The organism is Streptomyces sp. ISL-43, from assembly GCF_018614195.1.
Taxonomy (GTDB): Bacteria; Actinomycetota; Actinomycetes; order Streptomycetales; family Streptomycetaceae; genus Streptomyces.
This window is the reverse complement of record NZ_JAGGOT010000022.1, coordinates 140,655-161,645: the sequence shown is the minus strand read 5'-3', so window position 1 is coordinate 161,645 and position 20,991 is coordinate 140,655. Positions and strand designations below refer to the sequence as shown.

Genomic DNA, 20,991 nt, shown 5'->3' with positions numbered 1-20,991 from the left:
CCGCTCACCGAGGGGAAGACGATGGACGCAGAAAGCGCCGACCACCTGATCAGATTCCGCGACCGGGGATATCTCGACCAGCCCGTGGAAAGCGTGGCAACGGACCGGATCACGGCGGGATTCTCGCCCCGCACTGGCGGCGAGGACGGGGAGTACGCGAAGACCCTCGCGGAAGCCGAAGGCGAATTGCCGCCCATCCTGGTCCACCGGCCGACCATGCGCGTGATCGACGGCGCCCACCGGCTCCGCGCCGCCGCGCTCCGCGGCGAAACCCACATCCGCGTACGGTACTTCGACGGCGAGCGGAGCGAGGCGGAGCTCCTGGCGGTCGCGGCCAACGTCACCCACGGGCGGCCCCTGACCGCCGCCGACCGGACCGCCGCCGCGGGACGCGTCTTCGCCTCCCACCCCCGCTGGTCGGACCGCGCGGTCGCGGCCGTCACCGGACTCTCCGCCCGGAAGATCTCCCAACTGCGCAAGGGCACTGCCGCGGCCGAGACCGGCCACCGCGTCGGCCGCGACGGACGGGCCCGCCCCGTCGACCCCTCCCGCGCCCGCGAACTGGCCGGCGAACTCCTGCGCAGCAACCCCGGCGCCTCGCTGCGCCGGATCGCCGCCGAGGCCGGGCTGTCCCCGGCGACCGTGGCCGACGTACGCGACCGGATCCGGCGCGGGGAGGACCCCGTACCGGCCCGGCGCGGCGACACCGCGCCCGCCGACCGCCGTCGCGCCGCGTCCCCTTCTTCCGCGTCCCCTTCTTCCGCGTCCCCTTCTTCCTCTTCTCCATCGGCTTCCTCACCGGCCGCCGACCCGATCTCGCTCGCCGCCCGGCGCGGCTCCGCCCCGCGCAGGCCGGTCGCCGATCCGCAACCCGCCCCCGACCGGCTGCTGCGCATCTTCGAATCGCTGCGCCGGGACCCGTCCCTGCGGCTGAGCGAGTCCGGGCGCGACGTGCTGCGGATGCTCGGCGCCTGCGCGCTGGTCGCCCAGGACCGGGAGAAGATCGCGGCGAGCCTGCCGAGGCACTGCAAGGAACCGATGGCCCAGCTCGTCCAGGGCTACGCGGGTCTGTGGCGGCTGCTGGCCGACGAACTGGCCTGCGCGGAGGCGGCGGAGGCCTCGTGAGCACGGAAGTCGGCTGAAGGACGGAGCGCGGGCGCCCTACAGTGGCGCCCGCCCACCCGGCCCGCCCCGCCTCCTACGGCACGCAGCAGCAAGGAAGACGCACATGTGGGACATCATCAGGCTCACGGCCGCACGGATCGCCGAGAAGATCGCCGCCGGGGAACTCACGGCCGTCGAGGTCACCGAGGCCCATCTGGCCCGCATCGAGGCGACCGACGAGAAGGTCCACGCCTTCCTGCACGTCGACCGCGAGGGTGCGCTTGCCCAGGCGCGCGCCGTCGACGCCCAGCGCGGGCGCGGTGAGAAGCTCGGCCCGCTGGCCGGCGTACCGCTCGCCCTCAAGGACGCCTTCACGACTGTCGGCATCCCCACGACCTGCGGCTCGAAGGTCCTCGAGGGGTGGATCCCGCCCTACGACGCCACCTTGACGCGCAAGCTCAAGGAGGCCGGTGTCGTCATCCTCGGCAAGACCAACATGGACGAGTTCGCCATGGGGTCCTCCACGGAGAACAGCGCCTACGGGCCGACCGGCAACCCCTGGGACCTGAACCGGGTCCCCGGCGGCTCCGGCGGCGGCTCCGCGGCCGCGCTCGCCGCGTTCCAGGCGCCGCTCGCCGTCGGCACGGACACCGGCGGCTCGATCCGGCAGCCCGCCGCGCTCACCGGCACCGTCGGGGTGAAGCCGACGTACGGAGGAGTCTCCCGCTACGGGCTGATCGCGTACTCCTCCTCCCTCGACCAGGGCGGTCCGTGCGCCCGTACGGTCCTGGACACGGCGCTCCTGCACGAGGTGATCGCCGGGCACGACCCGCTCGATTCCACCTCGATCGACGTCCCCGTCCCGCCGGTCGTCGAGGCGGCCCGGTCCGGATCGGTCGAGGGCATGCGGGTCGGTATCGTCAAGCAGTTCGCCGGCGAGGGCTACCAAGATGGCGTGATCTTGAGGTTCGAGGAGTCGGTGGAGCTGCTGAAGGAGCTCGGCGCCGAGATCGTGGAGCTGGACTGCCCGTCCTTCGACCTGGCGATGGCCGCCTACTACCTGATCGCACCGTCGGAGGCCTCCTCGAACCTGGCCCGCTTCGACGCCATGCGCTACGGGCTTCGTGTCGGCGACGACACCGCCCTGTCCGCGCAGGAGGTGACCGCGCTGACCCGCGAGGCCGGTTTCGGCCCGGAGGTCAAGCGCCGGATCATCCTCGGTACCTACGCGCTCAGCTCCGGCTACTACGACGCGTACTACGGCTCCGCCCAGAAGGTCCGCACGCTCATCATGCGGGACTTCGACCGGGCGTTCGCCGAGGTGGACGTGATCGTCTCCCCGACGATGCCGACCACCGCCTTCCCGATCGGCGAGCGGGTCGACGACCCCCTCGCCATGTACCTCGCGGACCTGTGCACCATCCCGACCAACCTGGCCGGCAACTCCGCCATGTCGCTGCCCTGCGGCCTGGCTCCGGAGGACGGTCTCCCGGTCGGACTGCAGATCATCGCCCCGGCCACGAAGGACGACCGGCTCTACAGGGTCGGCGCCGCCGTCGAGGCGGCCTTCGTACGGCGCTGGGGCCGCCCGCTGCTCGACGAGGCCCCGTCACTCGGCTGACCCACCAGGAGGATGCCCGCCATGACCGTCATGACCACCGCACACGTACGCCAGATCGAGGCCCTGCTCTCCCACGACATCTCCGGTGTCGTCGACGCGGTGGTGACCACCTCCCGCGACGACGCCGGGGCGGTCGCCTTCCACCTGGTCGTCGGCCCGCCCGACCGCCCGCGCGAGTGCGACCGGATCGAGTTCACCCTCGATCCGGAACACGCCCGCGCGCTGCTCTCAGGCGGGCCCGACCGGCCGGCGCTGGTGCCCTGCAGGGTCGGCGTCGAGTTCGGCTCGGCCCGCTGAGCGCAGTACGTCAGCGGGCGGTCCAGCCGCCGTCCACCGGGACGGTCGCGCCGACGACGAAGGACGCCTGGTCGCTGAGGAGCCACGCGGCCGCGTACGCGATCTCGCGCGGGTCCGCCGTGCGCGGCAGCGGGGCCATGGTGTGCAAGTGCTCCTCCAGGCCCGGGTTCAGGTCGAACCACTGGCCCATCATCTCGCTGCGCGTGGTGCCGGGGGCGATGGCGTTGACCCGGATGCCCTGGGCGGAGTACCCGGCGGCGGCCTTCGTCAGACCGATGATCGCGTGCTTCGACGCGATGTACGGGGCGCCCGCCGGGGTGCCGACCAGGCCCGCGACGCTGCTGTTGTTCACGATCGCCCCGCCGTCCGGCAGCATCGCGGCGATCTCGTGCTTCATGCAGTTCCAGGTGCCGCGGACATTGGTGTCCATGACGGCCTCGAAGTCCGCGTCCGGTGTGAGGTGCAGCGGCTCCGGAACCGTCCCCAGCCCCGCGTTGTTGAAGGCGACGTCCAGACCGCCGAAGAGCTCCACAGCCCGGGCCACCGCACGCTCGACCTCCTCGCCGCGGGACACGTCGGCGACGGCGTAGGCCGCGGTGAAGCCCTGGTCCGTCAACTCGCGGGTGAGCGCGGCCAGTTCCTCCTCGCGTCGGGCGGTGATGAGCACCGACGCCCCGTTCTCGCAGAACACCCGGGCGGCGGCCGCCCCGATGCCGCTGCTCGCGCCGGTGATCAGAGCGCGCTTGCCTGCGAGGAGGCCGGTCTGTTCCTTCATGGTGGAGTCTTTCGTGTGGTGCGGTCCGGCGTCGTCTGCCCGAAGCGGTCGCCCGGGCATTATTGGCCGGAAACCGATGACCTGGGCAGGCCCAGGAGCACGGGAAGCGTGCGGTGGCCGTTCGAGACGAACGAGAACTTGGGCCGCAACTCCTCGCCAGGCACGGCCAGGGCGAGATCGGGGAACCGCTCGAAGAGGGCCGACAGTGCGATGGAGACCTCCATCCGGGCCAGGTTCACGCCGAGGCAGTGGTGGGCTCCGTACCCGAACGACACGTGATCGGCGCGGGTCGCGCGGGTGATGTCGAAGACGTCCGCGTCGGCTCCGTGGTGGAGGGGGTCGCGGCCCGAGCCGGCGAAGCAGATGACGATCGGGTCGCCCTGCGGGATCCGCACGTCGTCGTCGATCTCGATCGTCTCGACGGCGTAGCGCAGGATGCTGTGCGCGCCGGGCGGGTCCACGCGCAGGGACTCGTCGATCACGTCCTCCCACGAGGCCTTCCCGGTGCGCACGAGCGCGAGCTGGTCGGGGTGCGTGAGGAGGGAGGCGACCGCGTTGTCGATGAGGTTCACCGTCGTCTCGTATCCGGCGGTGAAGAGGAGGATGAGATTGTCGAGCAGTTCCTTCTCGCTCATTTCCGCCGAGCCCGAGTCGCGGGCGGCGACGAGTGCCGAGGTCAGGTCGTCTGCGGGGTTCTCCCTCTTGTGCGCCACGACCTCGTTCATGGTCTCGTACATGGCTATGCCGTTCGCCATCGCGTCCTCGGGGGTGATCGAGGTGGCGAAGAAGCCGTCGATGATCCGCTGCAGCGGATCGCGGGCGGAATGCGGAATTCCGAAAAGCTCGCAGACGACGGCGTGCGGCAGTACGTGGGCGAATTCCTTGCGGAGGTCCACGGGAAGGTCCGCCGGAGCCTGTTCCAGGCGGTCCAGCAGGCCGGCCGCTATCTCCTCGACCCGCGGGCGCAGGGCCGCCACGCGGCGCATGGTGAACTCCCCCGCGACGGGCTTGCGCAGGCGGGTGTGCTCCTCGCCGTAGGCGGTGACCATGTTCTGCACCGAGACCCAAATGGCCAGCGGCCACTCCTCGGTGACCTCTCCGTCGATCCACGCCGGCCAGTGCCGGTAGGCGTCCTTCGACACCCGGGGATCGGTGAGCAGACGCTTCACGAGTGCGTAGTCCGTGACCGACCACGCCTCCACTCCACCGGGGAGCACGATCCTCACGGCGCGGCCACGGGAGCGTATTTCCTTGATTTCTCCGTGAATGTCCTGGCCGAGCGGATCGATGACGAACGGGCACTGCCTGCTCACAGGAGTATCCCCCCTACAGCTTCTTCTGGTGTGGAATCGAGCGACGTCACAGGCTGGCATGGCGACGGCTTTCTCGCCACTTAGCTCTCGGACGTCTCGCCGTTTGGATCGTCGGACACCTCTTCCTGTTTTGCTGGAAAGGGGCGGAGATCAGGCGGAAACGGGGATTCCTTCGAGCAGGGCGAGGAAGACCCGCCGGCCGCTCTGGTGGCCCGTGACACTCAAGGAGAGGGTGTTGTCCCTCGCCCGGGTCACCGGCTGCGCCTGGATCAGACAGGGCGAGTTGAACTCCGCGTAGCGGTCGAAGGCCAGGCGGAGCGAGGTGGGGTACAGCCGGGTGCTGCCGGCGACGGCGAAGGCTGCCTGGTGGGTGGCCTCCATGAGGACCATCCCCGGTATGTGGTCGTTGGGGCGCGCGAACAGCGTCGTGTTGGTGGTGTGCGCCCGCAGGGTCCAGCACCGGGGATCCCTGGTGGGAGCCAGCAGGACGTCGCTCGGCTTGGTCCGCCGTACGAGGGCGGGGCGCACCGGTTCGGGCACGGGCAGGAGCGGCCGGGCGTCCGCGAAAGCGCCCCGCATCCGGCGGTAGGCTGCGGGAGAAGTGCACGTCAGACTGCCGTCGCCGGTCGCGACGACCTGGCCGTCCCGGATCAGGGCCATGTGGCAGGTCATTCCGGAGAACCGGGTCCCGCGGCGTCGGATGGCCGAGCAGGTGACGTCGATGTGCACCGGGGAGTCGTCGTCCGCGTCCAGGAGCCCGGGTTCGATCGTGTAGTTCAGGTCGGACATCAGGAAGTGATGGCCGAGCGGGACGCCGAATTCGGCGTGGGATATCAGGATGCCCGCCTGGCGGATGGCCTCCGCGATCAGGGTGGGAGAGCGGAAACCGTGCAGCGCGGTATGGAACGGGTGGTTTTCAGGCCAGCGCAGCGTGACGGTGAAACGGTCGGTTCCGGTGCGTTCCCAGCTCGACAGGAACACTTCTGAGGTTGCGGGACGGTGCACAAGCCAGTTGGGCACCCCTGAAGGCCTTGTTTCTGCGACCCTGGCTGGCTGTCTTTGGGTGTCTGTGTCCAGATATGACGTGATTAACATGAACTCCCCCTCCGGGCTCAAGGCAGATTCGAGCCAGCGATGGTATGTCCCGGTCGCCGCAAGATACGTGCTGCCTGGTATAATTTGCAACGGCTGTTTTCGGTGACATGCTCGGTACCTCCGAGGAGGTGGAAACTTGGCCGCCAGGAACATGGAAGGAGCGAAGGTGTCCCAGAAGGAGCATTCCCGGCGAACCCGGCAATCGATCGTCGAGGCCGCCGGCGCCGTGTTTGCCGAGAAGGGCTTCAACGGGGCCACGATCGCGGACGTCTACCAGCGGCTCGGGCTCACCAAGGGCGCCTTCTACTACTACTTCAAGGGCAAGGAAGAACTCGCCCAAGCCGTACTGGCCAGCCAGATCGACACGCTCGGCTTCCCGCTCGTGCCGCGGAGCACCCGGCTCCAGGAGCTGATCGACAAGGGCATGCTCTTCGCGGTCCAGATCCGCAGTGATCCGATCGTGCAGGGCAGCCTGAGGCTCTCCCTGGAGCGCGGCAGCCACCACGCGGATCGCCTTCGGCCCTACCAGGACTGGATCGAGCACAACCGTTTCGCGCTGGGCCGGGCCCGGGAGTGCGGTGAACTCCACGCGCACGTGGACGTGGACGCGGTCGCCAACCTCTTCGTCGGCGCCTTCACCGGATGCCAGGTGCTCTCGGAAGTGATGTCCGACTGGGAGGACCTGGAAGTACGGGTGTCCGTCCTGCTCAAGCACATCATGCCGATCATCGCGCTGCCGACCGTGCTGGCCGAGCTGGACATGGCCCCCGGCCGGGCCGACCGGGTCGTCGCCGACCTGGAGAAGTGCCTGCGGGAGCGGGCCGAGGCCGAGCTCGCGGAGCCGGCCGTGGTTCAGGCCTAGTACCTCCTCCGGGCACGCACCTTCCCCTCCGCCGGGCGTCGTCTTCGACGCCCGGCGGAGGTGTTTTCGCACTCGATGCGGCGTTCAGGGCAATCCGCATCAGAACTTCCGATGAGGGTTGCGTACCTTCATGCAGGTTTGTTTCCATGGGCGCGGCCCCGAGCCACACACGAGGCTCTTGACCGACCACGGAGACCCACATGATCAAGCTCGATGACATCCGCCGGCACGCGGCGGGCGGCGTGACGCGGGATGCCTTGGTCGACGGCCAGGTGCGGCTGACCTGGGGCCAGTTCGCGGAGACCGTGGAACGGACGGCGGCCGGACTCACCGAGCACCTGCCCGCCGAGGGCCCGGTCCGCGCGGTCTTCCTCGCCGGCAACAGCTGGCAGCTCACGGTCGCGATGAGTGCCTGCGCGACGCTCGGAGTCTCCTGCACCGGACTCGACCCGCAGAGCGGCGCCGAGGACCTGGGCCAGGTGCTCACCTGGCTGGAGCCCGCCGTCGTCTTCGTGACCTCGGAGCACCGCGCCACCCTCGACCAGCTGGTCTGGCCGAGCGGCCCGCAGGCCGTGCACGTCCTGCTGGACGGAGTCTCCGCCCCCGGCGCGCCGGCCACCCCAGGCCGGCACCAGGCACTCAACTTCGACCTCCTGACCTCGGCCGAAGCCCTGCGCACCCTGCCCGCGCCCCGGCCGTACGAGTCCTTCGCGGTCAGTGCGCGCAGCGACGGCCCGTCCAGGGTCGCCGTACGCCGCACCCCCTCCGAGGGCCGCCACCTCGTCGACCTCGTCGACGAGTTCGGCCTCAACCGGGACGACGTCCACCTGGCCTCCGCCCCGCCGACCGAGTCCACGGCCCTCGCGCTGACCCGCACGATGCTCGGCATCGGGGCCACCGTCGTCCTCGCGGACGGCGCCGGTCCCGAGACGCTGAGCACCCTGCTCGTCGCGGAGCGCGTCAGCACCGGCGTGATCACCCCGTCCAGCCTGCACGGCGTGCTCGGGCTGCCGGAGGACGCCGAGCCCTCGCCGCGCACCCGCCACCTGCGCTTCCTGCTCACCCCGGGCGCCCACCTGGGCCGATGGACCGTCAACACGGCCTGGGAGCGGCTCGGCCCGGTGCTGCACACCGCGCTCGGCAGCCCGGAGACCGGACTGACCGCCGTCATGGGCCCCGAGGAGCTGCTGGTCTCGCCGCCGCGGTCGGGCCACGCCACGCTCGGCACCACCGTCGCCGTCCTCGGAGAGGACGGGCAGCCGGTGGAGCAGGGCGAGACCGGGCGCCTCGCCTTCGCCGGCCACCAGGTGATGGACGGCTACCTGGACGGCGATACCCAAACGGCGAGCCTGGACCTCGGCTGGGGCAAGGAGCGCTTCCTCGTCACCGACGAGGCCGGGTACGTCGACGAGACCGGCCGGCTGCTGGTCACCGGGCGCGTCACCGAAGTGCCCGTGGTGGTCCGCGACTCGGCGGTCGACACCGAGCTGTTCCGGCTGGAGTCGGACCTGCTCAACCTGCCCTGCCTGCGCGACACCGCCGTCATGCGGGTCAGCGACGCGGTGCTGGGGGACGCGATCGTGGTGCCGTTCATCGCGGTGGCGGTCGGCCGCGAGGCGACCGGCTACGAGGCGCTCAGCGCGGCCTGCGCCCGCCGGGTCCCGTCGCTGCCCGCGCACGTCATCGCCGTCGACACCATCCCCTACAGCCCGACGGGCCGCATCCGCACCGGGGACCTGCTCGACGCGGTGCTGCCCATCATCACCTTGAACCTGCAGCTTGAGCAGTCGATGCAACAGGAGATGTCCGCGTGAACCTGCCCTCCTTCGACGACCAGCCGTACGACGAGGTGCTGGTGGAGGACTTCGAGACGGCCTTCTTCGCACTCGAACTCGAACTCCTCGACCTGCCCTGCGTCCAGGACATCGCCGTGATGCGCACCCAGCTGCCCGAGGTGGGCGAGACGCTGGTCGTGGCCTTCGTGCCGCTCCTCGAAGAGGACCAGGAGGCCGGCGGCCGGCAGGCCGCGCTGGCCGCCTGCGAGCGGCGCATGCCCTGGGTGCTCTCGCACGCGGTGGCCGTGGACGTGATCCCGCGCGCGGCCGACGGATCCGCGCGCACGGGCGTCCTGATCGACCGTCTGCTCCCGCAGATCGCCAGGGACCTCCTCTCCCCGATGGAGATGTCCGACTAGTCCACTCCGCAAGACCCGCTGTCAACCACTAAGCGGCGGCTGACCTGTGGCCATGCCCTCCCTGAGGGCATGGCCACAGGTATGTCCGCAGTGTCCAAGGGATGGAAGGGCGGCTCCCTCAGGCTGCAGTTATACCTGCACCGTGGTATGTTTCTTGCTCCGGGGCTTGAGCCTCGCAGAAGGGAGCCTCTGCCGTGCAGTTCCAGCAGCTACGCTCGTTCCGCGAAGTGGCCGCCGAGATGAGCTTCACTCGCGCCGCTAGGAACCTCCACTACTCGCAGCCCAGCGTCACCGCCCACATCAAGAACCTCGAGGACTACATCGGGGCGCCGCTGTTCCATCGCGCCGGCGGCCGTGTCCAGCTCACCGAGGCGGGCATCCGGCTGCTGCCGCACGCCGAGAAGATCATCCTGATCGCCGAAGCGGCCTGTATAGACGCCGCCTCGGCCGGCCGCACCCGTCCAGCCGCCTGACCGGCCGACGGACGCGTTTTCGCAAATTCTTTTCGTATGGCCCGGCTGTGTATCCGAATTTCCTGGATCCACGCCGGGCCAGAGTTTTTTCGGGGTATTCGGAATTCACCGTTCCGCAATATCCCGACAGTTGTCAAAGCCTTCTTGCAAATGACAACACGCGCCCTGTGCCTACCCGTTGACGGGCAGTCAAGCACCTGGAGTCGCCAGAGTTGGCGTAGATGGGCAATTGTTCGTGCGCGGCCCCGCAAGAGCTGATGGGAAGCCGAGCCTACGCTCGGACCAATCGAACTGTGCGTCCGGCAGCGGTCGCGTGTATTACCCCTGGAGAGGACACCAAAATGGGTCAGGTCCCGATAGTGGATCAGTCGGCCGACGAGGCTCCGAACGACCTCATGACGGGCGACTCCTACCTGGAGAGCCTGCGCGACGGTCGCCAGGTCTTCGTGGACGGCGAGCTCGTCAAGGACGTGACGACGCACCCGGCCTTCGCCAACGCCGCGAGGTCGACCGCGCACCTCTACGACGCGCTCCACCACCCGGACACCAAGGACCTGATGACGACGGTCGACCGGTACACGGGTTACCGCGTCCACCGCTTCTTCACCCCGGCGCACTCGCCCGAGGAACTCCTCAAGGCCCGTGACGCCATCGAGCACTGGGCCCGCCTGAGCTACGGCTTCATGAACCGCACGCCCGACTACAAGGCGTCGTTCATGGCCGGCCTGGCCGTCACCCACGACTTCTACGAGCCCTTCGGCGACAACGCCCGCGCCTGGTACGAGAAGTACGCCCGCCAGGGCCTCTCGATCAGCCACGCGATCGTCAACCCGCCGGTCGACCGCAACAAGTCCGCGCACGAGATCCGCGACGTGTACCTGAAGGTCGTCGAGGAGCGCGAGGACGGCATCGTCGTCGAGGGCGCCAAGCTCATGGCCACCGCCTCGGCGCTGACCAACGTCGCCTTCGTCGGCCAGATCCACCTGGCCAACCTGGAAGCAGGCAAGGCCGACGACATGGCGCTCGCCTTCATGGCCCCGCTGAACACCCCGGGCATGAAGGTCGTCTGCCGCACCTCGTACGAGGGCAAGGCCACCAGCCCGTTCGACAACCCGCTCTCCAGCCGGTTCGACGAGAACGACGCGGTGCTGGTCTTCGACAAGGCGTTCATCCCGTGGGAGAACGTCCTGATCTACCGGGACACCGAGAAGATCCACCAGTACTTCCCGCGCTCCGGCCTGCTCTCCCGCGGCTTCTTCCAGGGCGCGATCCGCATGTCGGTCAAGCTCGAGTTCATGGCGGGCATCCTCGACAAGGGCACGCGCATCAACGGCACGGACGGCTTCCGCGGCGTCCAGGCCGGCCTCGGCGAGCTGCTGGCCTGGCGCCACCAGACCTGGGCCGTCACCAGCGCCATGGCCCTGGACCCGGAGTCCGGCCCGGCCGGCACCGTACTGCCGCGCATGGACTACTCGGCCGGCTACCGGGCGCTCGCCCCGCTCAGCTGGGAGCGCACGCACCGCTTCTTCGAGGAGCACCTCGCGGGCGCGCTGCTGATGACGCCGTCCAGCGGCAAGGACCTGCAGAACCCGGAGCTGCGTCCGCTGCTCGACCGCTACTACCGCGGCACCGGCGCCACGGCCGAGGAGCGCACCAAGCTCTTCAAGCTGGCCTGGGACGCGATCGGTACCGAGTTCGGCGCCCGTCACGAGCTGTACGAGCTCAACTACGCCGGCGGCCCCGACCAGGTGCGTCTCGACACCCTGAACTGGTCCCGCGGCGCCGGTCTGCTCGACAACTACGGCGACCTCGTCCAGAAGGCCATGGACGACTACGACCTCGACGGCTGGACCCGCGGCCGCTGGGCCCAGGAGAACTGACCCGTCAGAGCGCGTACGGACGGGTGCCCGCGGCGAAAGCGCCGCGCGCACCCGTCCGCGCCCAGCAGAGAGGCCCGGCCATGAACCACGACCTGCGCGATGTGATGCGTTCCTTCGCCACGGGGGTCTGCGTCGTCAGTACGTACACCGACAAGGACGGCGTGCGCACCCACAACGCGATCACCGTCAACTCGCTCACCTCCGTCTCACTGGAACCGCCGCTGGTATCCCTGAGCTTCCGTCACGACTCGGAGTTCTTCGCGGAGCTGATGCGCACCGGCGTCGTCGGGATCTCGATCCTCGGAGCCGAGGGCGAGTCCACCGCCCGCGCGTTCGCGCGCCGGCGGCCCGAGCGCGACCAGGCGCTGACCGAGGTGCCCGGCGCCCCGGGCGAGGCCACCGGGACGCTCCTGTTCGAGGCGGCCGCCTGGATGGAGTGCACCCTGCGCGACCACGTCGTGGCGGGTGACCACGTGATGGTCATCGGCGAGGTCCTCGCCATGGGTGCCCGTGAGACCCAGACCCCCCTGATCTTCCTTCAGGGCGGATTCCACAGATTCGAACTGGAACAGGTGTGACGTGCGAGCGAAGAAGTTCCTGAGCTGGCGGGCGCTCCTCGGAGCGGCGCTGGCGATATCCGGTCTGACCCTGCTGATCTGGCCGACCATCCCGGCCCAGGCCTCGGGGTCGGGCCCGGAGGCGGCCGCCGCCACGACGGGCTCCGTGAGCATCTGTCTGGTGACCGCGGACGCCCCGACCCGCGAGCGCAACGTCAAGGTCGCGCAGTGGGCGGCCGAGGTCCTGCTCCAAGAGACGCCCTCCTACCGTGGCCCGTGCGCCTCGTACGGCACCCCGAGCGCGCTCGGCAACGGCACGGTGCGCACCTACGCGCAGGTCGCGGGCAACAAGCCGCAGACCGTCGGCATCGTCTTCCCCAAGTCCATGCTGACCGGCCTGCCGACCACCATGACGGACGGCCACCACTGCTACGACATGAACGGTGACGGCACGGTCAACGAGCACACCGAGTGCGTCGGCGGCCACGAGCGTCCGCTGGACCTGCCCTCGCAGCTGACGTCGCTGCCCGGCATGCCGCTCAAGTGGGCCCTGGTGAACTTCAACCCGATGGGTCACGGCCCCGAGCACATCTACGACCACCCGCACTTCGACTTCCACTTCTACACGCAGTCGAAGGCGGAGCGCGACGCCATCCGCAGCGGTCCGTGCGGTCTGGCCATCGACTGCGACGACTACGCGACGGCCACCAAGCCGCTCGCCCCGCAGTTCATGCCGCAGGACTACAAGGACAACGGCGTGGCCGAGGCGGCCATGGGCAACCACCTGATCGACCCGTTCTCGCCCGAGTGGGGCTCCACCGCCTTCACCCAGACCTTCATCTACGGCGCCTACGACGCCAAGATCAGCTTCCTCGAGCCGATGATCACGAAGGCCTGGTTCGAGGGCATCGAGGCCGGGGTCAACCCGAGCCGCTGCTGGCCGATCAAGCAGCCGCAGCAGTGGCAGATCGGTGGCTGGTACCCGCAGGAGTACTGCATCGACTACCGCGCCAACCGCGGTGACTACACCGTCTCGATGAAGAACTTCAAGAACTCCGCCGCCTGAGTCGGGCGCGCGAATCCCATCGGCTGACCGGCTTCACCCCCGCCGCACCGGGGGTGGCCGGCGGCCTCCACTGAATCCCCGGAGTAGGCGAGGAAGGGCCCCGTGATCGCGGACAGCAAGGCCGACGCACGACGACCCCGCGCCTTCCACGAATTGATAGGTGACTGACACATGTCCCGTGGATTCTCGATCGGCATCGTCGGAGGAGGCGCGGCTGCAGTCTGCTTGATCGACGCGTTGTCCCGAACACAGAGCGAACCAGGCAGCCTCACGGTCTTCGAACCGTCACCGCACTTGTGGCGCGGCCGCGCCTACCAGGTGGACACCGAGACCCTCAAGGTCAATGCGACACCCGACGACATGTCCGTGCGCGCCGGCGACCTCCAGCACTTCGAGAACTGGCTGGAGACGCGGGACAAGGTCATAGGGGTCCGCACCGGAGTCGACCGGTGGTCCGGAAGCCGCTTCGCGCCCCGCACCGTCTACGGCGAGTACCTGGAGCAGACGGCCTACGCCGCGCTCGGCGAACTGCGCCGCCAGGGCTGGCGGGTCGACCTCGTCGGCGAGGGCGTCACCTCCGCCAGCCGCGCCGCCAACCGGGTGCTGCTGCGCACCGGCAACGGCCGCGCCCGCGCCTTCGACTACGCCATCCTGTGCGTCGGCGGCGACAGCCCCAAGGACGTCTACGGACTGGCCGGCACCGAGGGCTTCGTCGGCGACCCGTACCCGATCGTCAACAAGCTGGCGGACGTCGGCGAGAACGACCACGTCGCCGTCATCGGCAGTGGCCTGACCGCCATCGACATCATCCTGTCCCTCGCCGCCCAGGGCCACCAGGGCCGCATCAGCCTGATGTCGCGCCGGGGCGTCCTGCCCGGCGTCCGGCAGAAGGCGGTCCCCTTCGAGCTGCGGCACTTCACCCCGCACCGGATGGAAGCACTGGCCACGACCCACCCCGAGATCACCCTCGAGGACATCGCCACCATCATGCGGGCCGAGTTCCGCGATGTCGGCGCCGACCTCGACGCGGTGGTCTCGGAGATCATCCGGGTCGACCTGGAGGACCCGGTCGACCGGCTGCGCCGGCAGATCGAAGAGGTCGACTCCCCGCACATGGGCCTGCGGATCCTGCAGCGCGCCGTCCCCGAGACCGGACCCGACGTCTGGCCGATGCTGCGCGAGCAGGACAAGGTCCAGCTGCTGCGCGCCCACTACCGCACGATCATGAGCCTGTGCTGCCCCATGCCGCCGGGCAGCGCCGGGGTCCTCCTCGAACTCGTCGAGGCGGGCAAGCTGGACATCGTCGCGGGTCTGCAGAACATCACCCCGAACCCCGAGGCGGGCTTCGACGTCGTCACCGCCGAGGGCCACAACTTCACGGCCGATCGCGTCGTCAGCGCCGTGAACGCCTCCGAGGGGCGCATCCCCACCAGCGCCGCGCCCCTGGTCACCTCGCTCATGCGCAGCCGGGTCGCCAGCCGGCACCCCCACGGCGGCCTGCACATAGCCCGGCCGACCAGCCAGCTGACGACCAACGGCAGACCCGACCCGCGCCTCTACGGGCTCGGCAACATCGCCGCCGGCTCGCTCTTCTTCACCTTCGGCATCCCCTCGCTGGTCGACCGCAGCCAGGACATCGTCGGCGCGATCCTGCAGCACGCCGAGACGGTCACCGCCGCGAGCCAGGAGACCGAGGAAGTCCTGCTCACGGTCTGACCCGGCTCACGGTCTGGCCACCGCCCGCACCCGTACCCGTACCGCTACCGGAAAACGATCCGGAGATGAGGACCCCCGAGCATGAGCGTCACCGAGACCGACCGGCCCGCCTACCTGGCAGACACCCACACCGGCCTGCCCATTCCCAGCGAGCCGGTCTTCGCCACCCACGAGGAGACCCGGCGCCACCGCAAGCAGCGGCTCGCCGCCGCGCTGCGGCTGTTCGGAAAGTACGGCTTCGGTGAAGGCATCTCGGGCCACATCTCGGTCCGCGACCCGGAGCACGAGGACCGGTTCTGGGTGAACCCCTTCGGCGTCTCCTTCAACCTGGTCCGCGTCGCCGACCTGATCTGCGTCGACTCCGCCGGCAACGTCGTGGAGGGCAAGCACCGGGTCAACCCGAGCGCCTTCGTCATCCACTCGGCGATCCACGAGATGCAGCCGGGTGCCACGGCGGCCGCCCACGGCCACACCGCGCACTCCCGCGCGCTGGGCGCCCTGGGCCGCCTGCTCGACCCCATCGACCAGGAGTCCGCCGCCTTCTACAACCGCCAGGTCCTCTACGAAGAGTACGAGGGCCCCTCGGTCTCCGCCGAACTCGGCCGCGACATCGCGGAGAAGCTCGGCGACAACCGCGCGATCCTGCTGCGCCACCACGGCCTCATAACCGTCGGCGGATCGCTCGACGAGGCCGTGCACTGGTTCTTCACCTACGACAGCTGCGCCCAGGTGCAGCTGCTCGCCCGGGCGGCGGGCACGCCCAAGAGCTTCACCCATGAGCAGGCCGTGGCCGCGGGGGACGGCTTCGGCAACGAGCAGCTGGGCTGGTTCAGCTTCCAGCTGCTCTGGGACGAGATCATCCGCGAGCAGCCCGACTTCCTGGAAGAGGACTAGCCCGCGGACGTCCCCAGCCCGACAACACCCCGCGAGATACACCCAAGAAGAAGAGGCACACCATGAACATCCTGCTTTTCGGAGCGAGCGGACACATCGGCAGCGCCATCGCCGGTGAGCTGCTCTCCCGTGGGCACTCGGTCACCGGCGTCACCCGCACCGGCGAGATCGCGGGCAACAGCCACGAGGGCCTGAACGTCGTCGCCGGCGACGCCACCAGCGCCGACACCGTGGCCGAACTGTCCGCGCGGGGCTACGACGCGGTGGCCTCGGCCGTCGGTCCCAAGCTCGGCGTCGACGACGACCACAAGATCATCGTCGGTGCGGCCAACGCGCTCATCGAGGGCCTGACCCGCAGCGGCGTACGCCGCGTCGTGGTCCTCGGCGGCGCCGGCAGCCTCGAGGTGTCCCCGGGCGTCAAGGTCATCGACAACCCGAACTTCCCGGCCGTCTGGAAGCAGAACGCGCTCGCCCAAAGCGAGGCCCTGGGTCTGTACCGCAAGGCCGACGCCGCCCTGGACTGGACGTTCATCTCCCCGGCCGCCCAGATCGAGCCCGGCGAGCGCACCGGCACCTACCGGGTCGGCGGTGACCAGCTCGTGGTGGACGCCGAAGGCCAGAGCCGCATCAGCATCGCGGACTACGCGGTCGCCTTCGCGGACGTACTGGAGCGCGGCGACGCGATCCAGTCCCGCATCACCGTCGCCTACTGATCCGCGTTCCCCGGAGGGGATCCGACCATGACTTCACCCGCCACACCGAAGGGCGCCGGGCTCGCCCGCTTCGCCATCATCCTCGGTGCGCTCACCGCTCTCGGACCGCTGTCCAACGACGCCTACCTGCCGGGTCTTCCGCAGATCGCCGAAGACCTGTCGACCAGCGCCTCCGCGGCCCAGCTCAGCCTCACGGCCTGCCTGCTGGGTCTCGGCATCGGCCAGCTCATCGCCGGCCCGGTCAGTGACGCGCTCGGCCGACGCCGCCCGCTCATCGCCGGTCTCGCGCTGTTCGCGGTCACCGCGCTGCTCTGCGCCTTCGCCCCGAACATCTGGACCCTCATCGGGCTGCGCGCGCTCCAGGGCCTCGGCGGTGCCACCGGCATCGTCATCGCCTCCGCCGTCGTGCGCGACCGGCACACCGGGCCCGCCGCGGCCCGGTTCTTCGCCATGCTGATGCTCATCACCGGCATCGCGCCGATCCTGGCCCCCGTCCTCGGCGGCCAGCTGATGCTGCTCACCTCGTGGAAGGGCATCTTCATCGCCCTCGCCATCGTCGGCGCCGTGATGCTCTTCGGCGTCGCGGGAGCCCTGCCGGAGACGCACCCCGCCGAACGGCGCGTGCGCGGCGGCCTCAAGGCCACCGGCCCGATCTTCCGCCGGCTGCTCACCGACCGGGTGTTCGTCGGCTACAACCTGGCCTGCGGCTTCGCCTTCGCCGCGATGTTCGCCTACATCTCCGGCTCGACCTTCGTGCTCCAGTCCATCCACGGGATGTCCCCGCAGGGCTTCAGCGCCGTCTTCGCGGTCAACGCCCTCGGCCTGGTCATCGCCGCGCAGGTCAGCGGCCGCATCGTGCACAAGACCGGCCCGCGCGCCCTGCTCGCGACCGGTCTGACCGTCTCCGCGGTCGGCGGCCTCGCGCTGCTCGCCGTCGTCATCACCGACGCCGGTCTGGCCCCGATGCTCGTCGCGCTCTTCCTGGTCGTCTCCAGCGTCGGGCTCGTCCTGCCGAACTCCTTCGCGCTGGCCCTGCAGGACCACGGTGACGTGGCCGGCTCGGCCGCCGCCCTGCTGGGCCTGTCCCAGCACCTGATCGGCGCGGCCGTCGTCCCGCTCGTCGGCCTCGCCGGCGAGGACAGCGCCGTCCCGATGGGCATCGTCATCGCCGTACTCGGCGTCGGCGGGCTCATCTTCTTCAGCCTCACCAAGGGTCACCAGGCCGCCGGCCAGGAGACCGAGGTCCAGGCGCCCGTGGCCGCCGAGGTGCGCGAGCCGGTCTAAGCCTCCGGCGAGACAGGCTCGAGCAAACGGATTGCCTGCCGGGGGACCGTACGGCCCAAACGCCGTGCGGTCCCCCGGCACCCCGGGCCACCACCCGGGCGGCGACAGGCCCACCCTCTTCCCTTTCCACCGAAACCGATCGAGGCACAGCCACCATGACCCTCGCCACGCACGCTCCTGCCGTCGACTCCTGGCGGCTGCTGCCCGCCGCCCAGCAGCCGGCCTACCCCGACCCGGTCGCCCTGCGCTCCGCCCTCGACGACCTCGCCTCCTACCCGCCCCTGGTCTTCGCCGGGGAGTGCGACCGGCTGCGCGACCGGCTCGCGGACGTCGCCCGGGGCGAGGCCTTCGTCCTCCAGGGCGGCGACTGCGCCGAGACCTTCGACGCCGTCAGCTCCGACCAGGTCCGCGACAAGGTCCGCACCCTGCTCCAGATGGCCGCCGTCCTCACCTACGCGAGCTCCGTGCCCGTGGTGAAGATCGGCCGGATCGCCGGGCAGTACTCCAAGCCCCGCTCCAAGCCCACCGAGATCCGCGACGGTGTCGAACTGCCCGTCTACCGGGGCGACTCGGTCAACGGCCTCGCCTTCACCGCCGAGTCCCGCACCCCCGACCCCGAGCGGCTCAAGCGGATGTACCACTCCTCCGCCGCCACCTTGAACCTCGTCCGGGCCTTCACCACCGGCGGTTACGCCGACCTGCGCCAGGTCCACGAGTGGAACCGCGACTTCGTCGCCGCCTCCCCGGTCGGAGAGCGCTACGAGCGCCTCGCCGGCGACATCGACGACGCACTCACCTTCCTCGCCGCCTGCGGCGCCGACCCGGCCGCGGTCCACTCCTCCGAGATCTTCGCCAGCCACGAGGCGCTGCTCCTGGACTACGAGGCCGCGCTCACCCGCACCGACGCCCGCACCGGCGAGCTGTACGACGTCTCCGGCCACATGATCTGGATCGGCGAGCGCACCCGTCAACTGGACGGCGCCCACGTCGAGTTCGCCTCCAAGGTGCAGAACCCCATCGGCGTCAAGCTCGGCCCCACCACTTCCGCCGACGAGGCGCTCGCCCTCATCGACAAGCTCGACCCCCACCGCGAGCCCGGCCGCCTCACCTTCATCACGCGCATGGGCGCCCGCAACATCCGCGAGATCCTGCCCGAGCTCGTCGCCAAGGTCACCGCCGAGGGCGCGCGCCCCGCGTGGATCTGCGACCCGATGCACGGCAACACCTTCGAGGCGCCCAGCGGCCACAAGACCCGCCACTTCGACGACGTGCTCGACGAGGTCACCGGCTTCTTCGAGGTCCACCGCGCACTCGGCACCCACCCCGGCGGCATCCACATCGAGCTGACCGGCGACGACGTCACCGAGTGCGTCGGCGGCGGCGCCGAGGTCCGCCTCACCGACCTCGGGCAGCGCTACGAGTCCTCGTGCGACCCGCGCCTGAACCGCAAGCAGTCGCTCGACCTGGCCTTCCAGGTCGCCGAGCTGTACCGGGACCGCGAGGCCACGGGCGCGGCACGCCGCGAAGCCGTACCCGCCGCCGCCTGATCCCGCGCGACCGATCGACGTACCGTCCTCAGCAAAGGGAGAAGACCATGTCCGTGCGTGCCCTGCGCGGTGCCATCCAGCTGGAAGTCGACGAGCGGGTCCACCTGCTGGACGGGGTCCGGACGCTGTTCCAGGAGATGCTCGCGGCCAACGGACTCGACCAGGACGACCTGGTCAGCGTGCTCTTCACGGCGACCCCGGACCTGGTCAGCGAGTTCCCGGCGGTGGCCGCCCGCGAACTGGGCGTCACCGACGTGCCGCTGATGTGTGCGCAGGAACTGGACATCGCCGGGTCCCTGCCCCGCGTCGTCCGGATCCTCGCGTACGCCGAGACGGACCTGTCCAAGCCCGAGATCAAGCACATCTACCTGGGCGGCGCGGCAGCCCTGCGCAGAGACCTCGCCGTGGCCGGGGAGCCGAGATGATCCGCTCCGCCGCGGTGGTGGGAACGGGACTCATCGGAACCTCCATCGCGCTCGCCCTGTCCGGGCGCGGGGTCGCCGTCCACCTCATCGACGAGAACGATTCGGCCGCCCGCACCGCCGCCTCGCTCGGCGCCGGCACCGTCGGCCCCCCGAAGAACACCGTCGACCTGGCCATCCTGGCCGTCCCGCCGGCCCACGTCGGAGCGGTGCTCGCCGCCCAGCAGAAGCTGGGCCTCGCCCGCTCGTACACCGACGTCGCCAGCGTCAAGACCGAACCGGAGATCGGCGTCATCGCCGCCGGCGCCGACCCCGCCACCTTCATCGGCGGACACCCCATGGCCGGCCGGGAGCGCTCCGGCCCGCTCGCCGCCTGCGCCACCCTCTTCGAGGGCCGCTCCTGGGTCCTGACCCCCACGGCCGATACCGGCCGCGAAGCGCTCAACATGGCACTGATGATGGTCTCCCTCTGCGGAGCCGTGCCCGTCGTGATGGACAGCGACGCGCACGACCGGGCCGTGGCCCGCGTCTCGCACACCCCGCACGTCGTCGCCTCGCTGATGGCCGCCCGCCTGCAGCACGTCCAGGAGGACGCCTGCCGCCTCGCCGGCCAGGGGCTGCGCGACGTGACCCGGATCGCCGGGGGAGACCCCCGGCTGTGGAGCGACATCCTGGAGTCCAACGCCACCGCGGTCGCCGACGTGCTGACCGAACTCGCCGAAGACCTCCAGGTCACCGTGGGCGCCCTGCGGGGCCTCGCCACCGACGACGCCGACGAACGCGCCCAGGGCACCACGCTCCTGGCCGACCTGCTCGGCCGCGGCATCAGCGGCCGCGACCGCATCCCCGGAAAGCACGGGCACCCGGTGCCCGCCTGCGCCCCGGTCCGGGTACTGATCGGGGACCAGCCCGGCGAACTGGCCCGGCTCCTCGCGAGCGCCGCCGAACTCGGCGTCAACATCGAGGACATGACCATCGACCACTCGCCCGGCGGCGAGAGCGGCCTGGTCGAGCTGATGGTCTCCCGCGGCACCGCCATGAACATGGCCCAGCTCCTGATGAGCGCCGGCTGGCGGGTCCAGCGCATGGGTCCGATCGAGGCCCCTCCGGTCGCCGTCGGGGTCTGAGCGCTCGACGGCCGCCAAGGCCGGACGCCCGCAGCCCCGTACGCCCGGCCG

20 protein-coding genes are annotated in these 20,991 nt (G+C 70.3%); 17 read left to right on the top strand and 3 right to left on the bottom strand.

Annotation, left to right across the window (positions count from 1 at the left end):
• The first annotated feature begins 21 nt into the window (after positions 1 to 21).
• The 3 genes from J7F03_RS12900 to J7F03_RS12890 all read left to right on the top strand — a co-directional run bounded on the left by J7F03_RS12900 (position 22) and on the right by J7F03_RS12890 (position 3,022).
• Positions 22 to 1,125, top strand: a complete 1,104-nt coding sequence (locus J7F03_RS12900) for a ParB N-terminal domain-containing protein (protein WP_214948988.1) — start codon at positions 22 to 24, stop codon at positions 1,123 to 1,125.
• 103 nt (positions 1,126 to 1,228) lie between these two features.
• On the top strand, positions 1,229 to 2,725 hold the full coding sequence (gatA, locus tag J7F03_RS12895; protein WP_214948987.1) for an Asp-tRNA(Asn)/Glu-tRNA(Gln) amidotransferase subunit GatA: 1,497 nt from the start codon (positions 1,229 to 1,231) through the stop codon (positions 2,723 to 2,725).
• A gap of 21 nt (positions 2,726 to 2,746) precedes the next feature.
• Entirely contained in the window at positions 2,747 to 3,022 is a 276-nt protein-coding gene (locus J7F03_RS12890; protein WP_214948982.1) for a hypothetical protein, read from the top strand.
• 10 nt (positions 3,023 to 3,032) lie between these two features.
• On the opposite strand, the gene J7F03_RS12885 is transcribed toward J7F03_RS12890, so the two are convergent.
• The 3 genes from J7F03_RS12885 to J7F03_RS12875 form a co-directional block, all read right to left on the bottom strand.
• On the bottom strand, positions 3,033 to 3,797 hold the full coding sequence (locus J7F03_RS12885) for an SDR family NAD(P)-dependent oxidoreductase (RefSeq protein WP_214948981.1): 765 nt from the start codon (positions 3,795 to 3,797) through the stop codon (positions 3,033 to 3,035).
• A 59-nt stretch (positions 3,798 to 3,856) separates the two neighbouring features.
• The gene (locus J7F03_RS12880; protein ID WP_308379429.1) at positions 3,857 to 5,023 is read right to left on the bottom strand and encodes a cytochrome P450; all 1,167 of its coding nucleotides are present in this window, start codon (positions 5,021 to 5,023) and stop codon (positions 3,857 to 3,859) included.
• Between the two features lie 237 nt (positions 5,024 to 5,260).
• On the bottom strand, positions 5,261 to 6,205 hold the full coding sequence (locus J7F03_RS12875; RefSeq protein WP_285440438.1) for a ScbA/BarX family gamma-butyrolactone biosynthesis protein: 945 nt from the start codon (positions 6,203 to 6,205) through the stop codon (positions 5,261 to 5,263).
• Between the two features lie 166 nt (positions 6,206 to 6,371).
• Here J7F03_RS12875 and J7F03_RS12870 point away from each other — a divergent pair, with 166 nt between their 5' ends.
• From J7F03_RS12870 to J7F03_RS12805, 14 genes are all read left to right on the top strand, one after another.
• On the top strand, positions 6,372 to 7,067 hold the full coding sequence (locus tag J7F03_RS12870) for a ScbR family autoregulator-binding transcription factor (protein ID WP_214948978.1): 696 nt from the start codon (positions 6,372 to 6,374) through the stop codon (positions 7,065 to 7,067).
• Positions 7,068 to 7,267: 200 nt separating this feature from the next.
• Positions 7,268 to 8,881 (top strand): class I adenylate-forming enzyme family protein, encoded by a 1,614-nt coding sequence (locus J7F03_RS12865; RefSeq protein ID WP_214948976.1) that lies wholly within the window; start codon positions 7,268 to 7,270, stop codon positions 8,879 to 8,881.
• Positions 8,878 to 9,261 (top strand): hypothetical protein, encoded by a 384-nt coding sequence (locus tag J7F03_RS12860; RefSeq protein ID WP_214948975.1) that lies wholly within the window; start codon positions 8,878 to 8,880, stop codon positions 9,259 to 9,261. The genes J7F03_RS12865 and J7F03_RS12860 overlap by 4 nt, the downstream gene beginning before the upstream one ends.
• Before the next feature lie 194 nt (positions 9,262 to 9,455).
• A complete protein-coding gene (locus J7F03_RS12855) occupies positions 9,456 to 9,734 on the top strand; it encodes a LysR family transcriptional regulator (protein ID WP_214948974.1) in 279 nt (92 codons plus the stop codon).
• A gap of 359 nt (positions 9,735 to 10,093) precedes the next feature.
• Positions 10,094 to 11,614, top strand: a complete 1,521-nt coding sequence (locus J7F03_RS12850) for a 4-hydroxyphenylacetate 3-hydroxylase family protein (protein ID WP_308379427.1) — start codon at positions 10,094 to 10,096, stop codon at positions 11,612 to 11,614.
• Between the two features lie 80 nt (positions 11,615 to 11,694).
• Positions 11,695 to 12,192: a flavin reductase family protein gene (locus J7F03_RS12845; RefSeq protein ID WP_214948968.1), complete on the top strand. Its 498-nt coding sequence runs from the start codon at positions 11,695 to 11,697 to the stop codon at positions 12,190 to 12,192.
• 1 nt (position 12,193) lies between these two features.
• Positions 12,194 to 13,237 (top strand): hypothetical protein, encoded by a 1,044-nt coding sequence (locus J7F03_RS12840; protein WP_214948966.1) that lies wholly within the window; start codon positions 12,194 to 12,196, stop codon positions 13,235 to 13,237.
• Positions 13,238 to 13,408: 171 nt separating this feature from the next.
• The gene (locus J7F03_RS12835; protein WP_214948964.1) at positions 13,409 to 14,953 is read left to right on the top strand and encodes an FAD/NAD(P)-binding protein; all 1,545 of its coding nucleotides are present in this window, start codon (positions 13,409 to 13,411) and stop codon (positions 14,951 to 14,953) included.
• An 81-nt stretch (positions 14,954 to 15,034) separates the two neighbouring features.
• Positions 15,035 to 15,847, top strand: a complete 813-nt coding sequence (locus J7F03_RS12830; RefSeq protein ID WP_214948962.1) for a class II aldolase/adducin family protein — start codon at positions 15,035 to 15,037, stop codon at positions 15,845 to 15,847.
• Between the two features lie 62 nt (positions 15,848 to 15,909).
• Positions 15,910 to 16,560 carry an NAD(P)-dependent oxidoreductase gene (locus J7F03_RS12825; protein ID WP_214948960.1) on the top strand — a complete coding sequence of 217 codons (651 nt, stop codon included), beginning with the start codon at positions 15,910 to 15,912 and terminating at the stop codon, positions 16,558 to 16,560.
• Positions 16,561 to 16,587: 27 nt separating this feature from the next.
• Positions 16,588 to 17,844 (top strand): multidrug effflux MFS transporter, encoded by a 1,257-nt coding sequence (locus tag J7F03_RS12820; protein ID WP_214948958.1) that lies wholly within the window; start codon positions 16,588 to 16,590, stop codon positions 17,842 to 17,844.
• 155 nt (positions 17,845 to 17,999) lie between these two features.
• Positions 18,000 to 19,391: a class II 3-deoxy-7-phosphoheptulonate synthase gene (locus J7F03_RS12815; RefSeq protein WP_214948956.1), complete on the top strand. Its 1,392-nt coding sequence runs from the start codon at positions 18,000 to 18,002 to the stop codon at positions 19,389 to 19,391.
• Between the two features lie 47 nt (positions 19,392 to 19,438).
• On the top strand, positions 19,439 to 19,816 hold the full coding sequence (gene aroH, locus J7F03_RS12810; protein ID WP_214948954.1) for a chorismate mutase: 378 nt from the start codon (positions 19,439 to 19,441) through the stop codon (positions 19,814 to 19,816).
• The gene (locus tag J7F03_RS12805; RefSeq protein WP_214949068.1) at positions 19,816 to 20,940 is read left to right on the top strand and encodes a prephenate dehydrogenase; all 1,125 of its coding nucleotides are present in this window, start codon (positions 19,816 to 19,818) and stop codon (positions 20,938 to 20,940) included. Before aroH ends, J7F03_RS12805 begins: the two co-directional genes overlap by 1 nt.
• Positions 20,941 to 20,991: the final 51 nt, after the last annotated feature.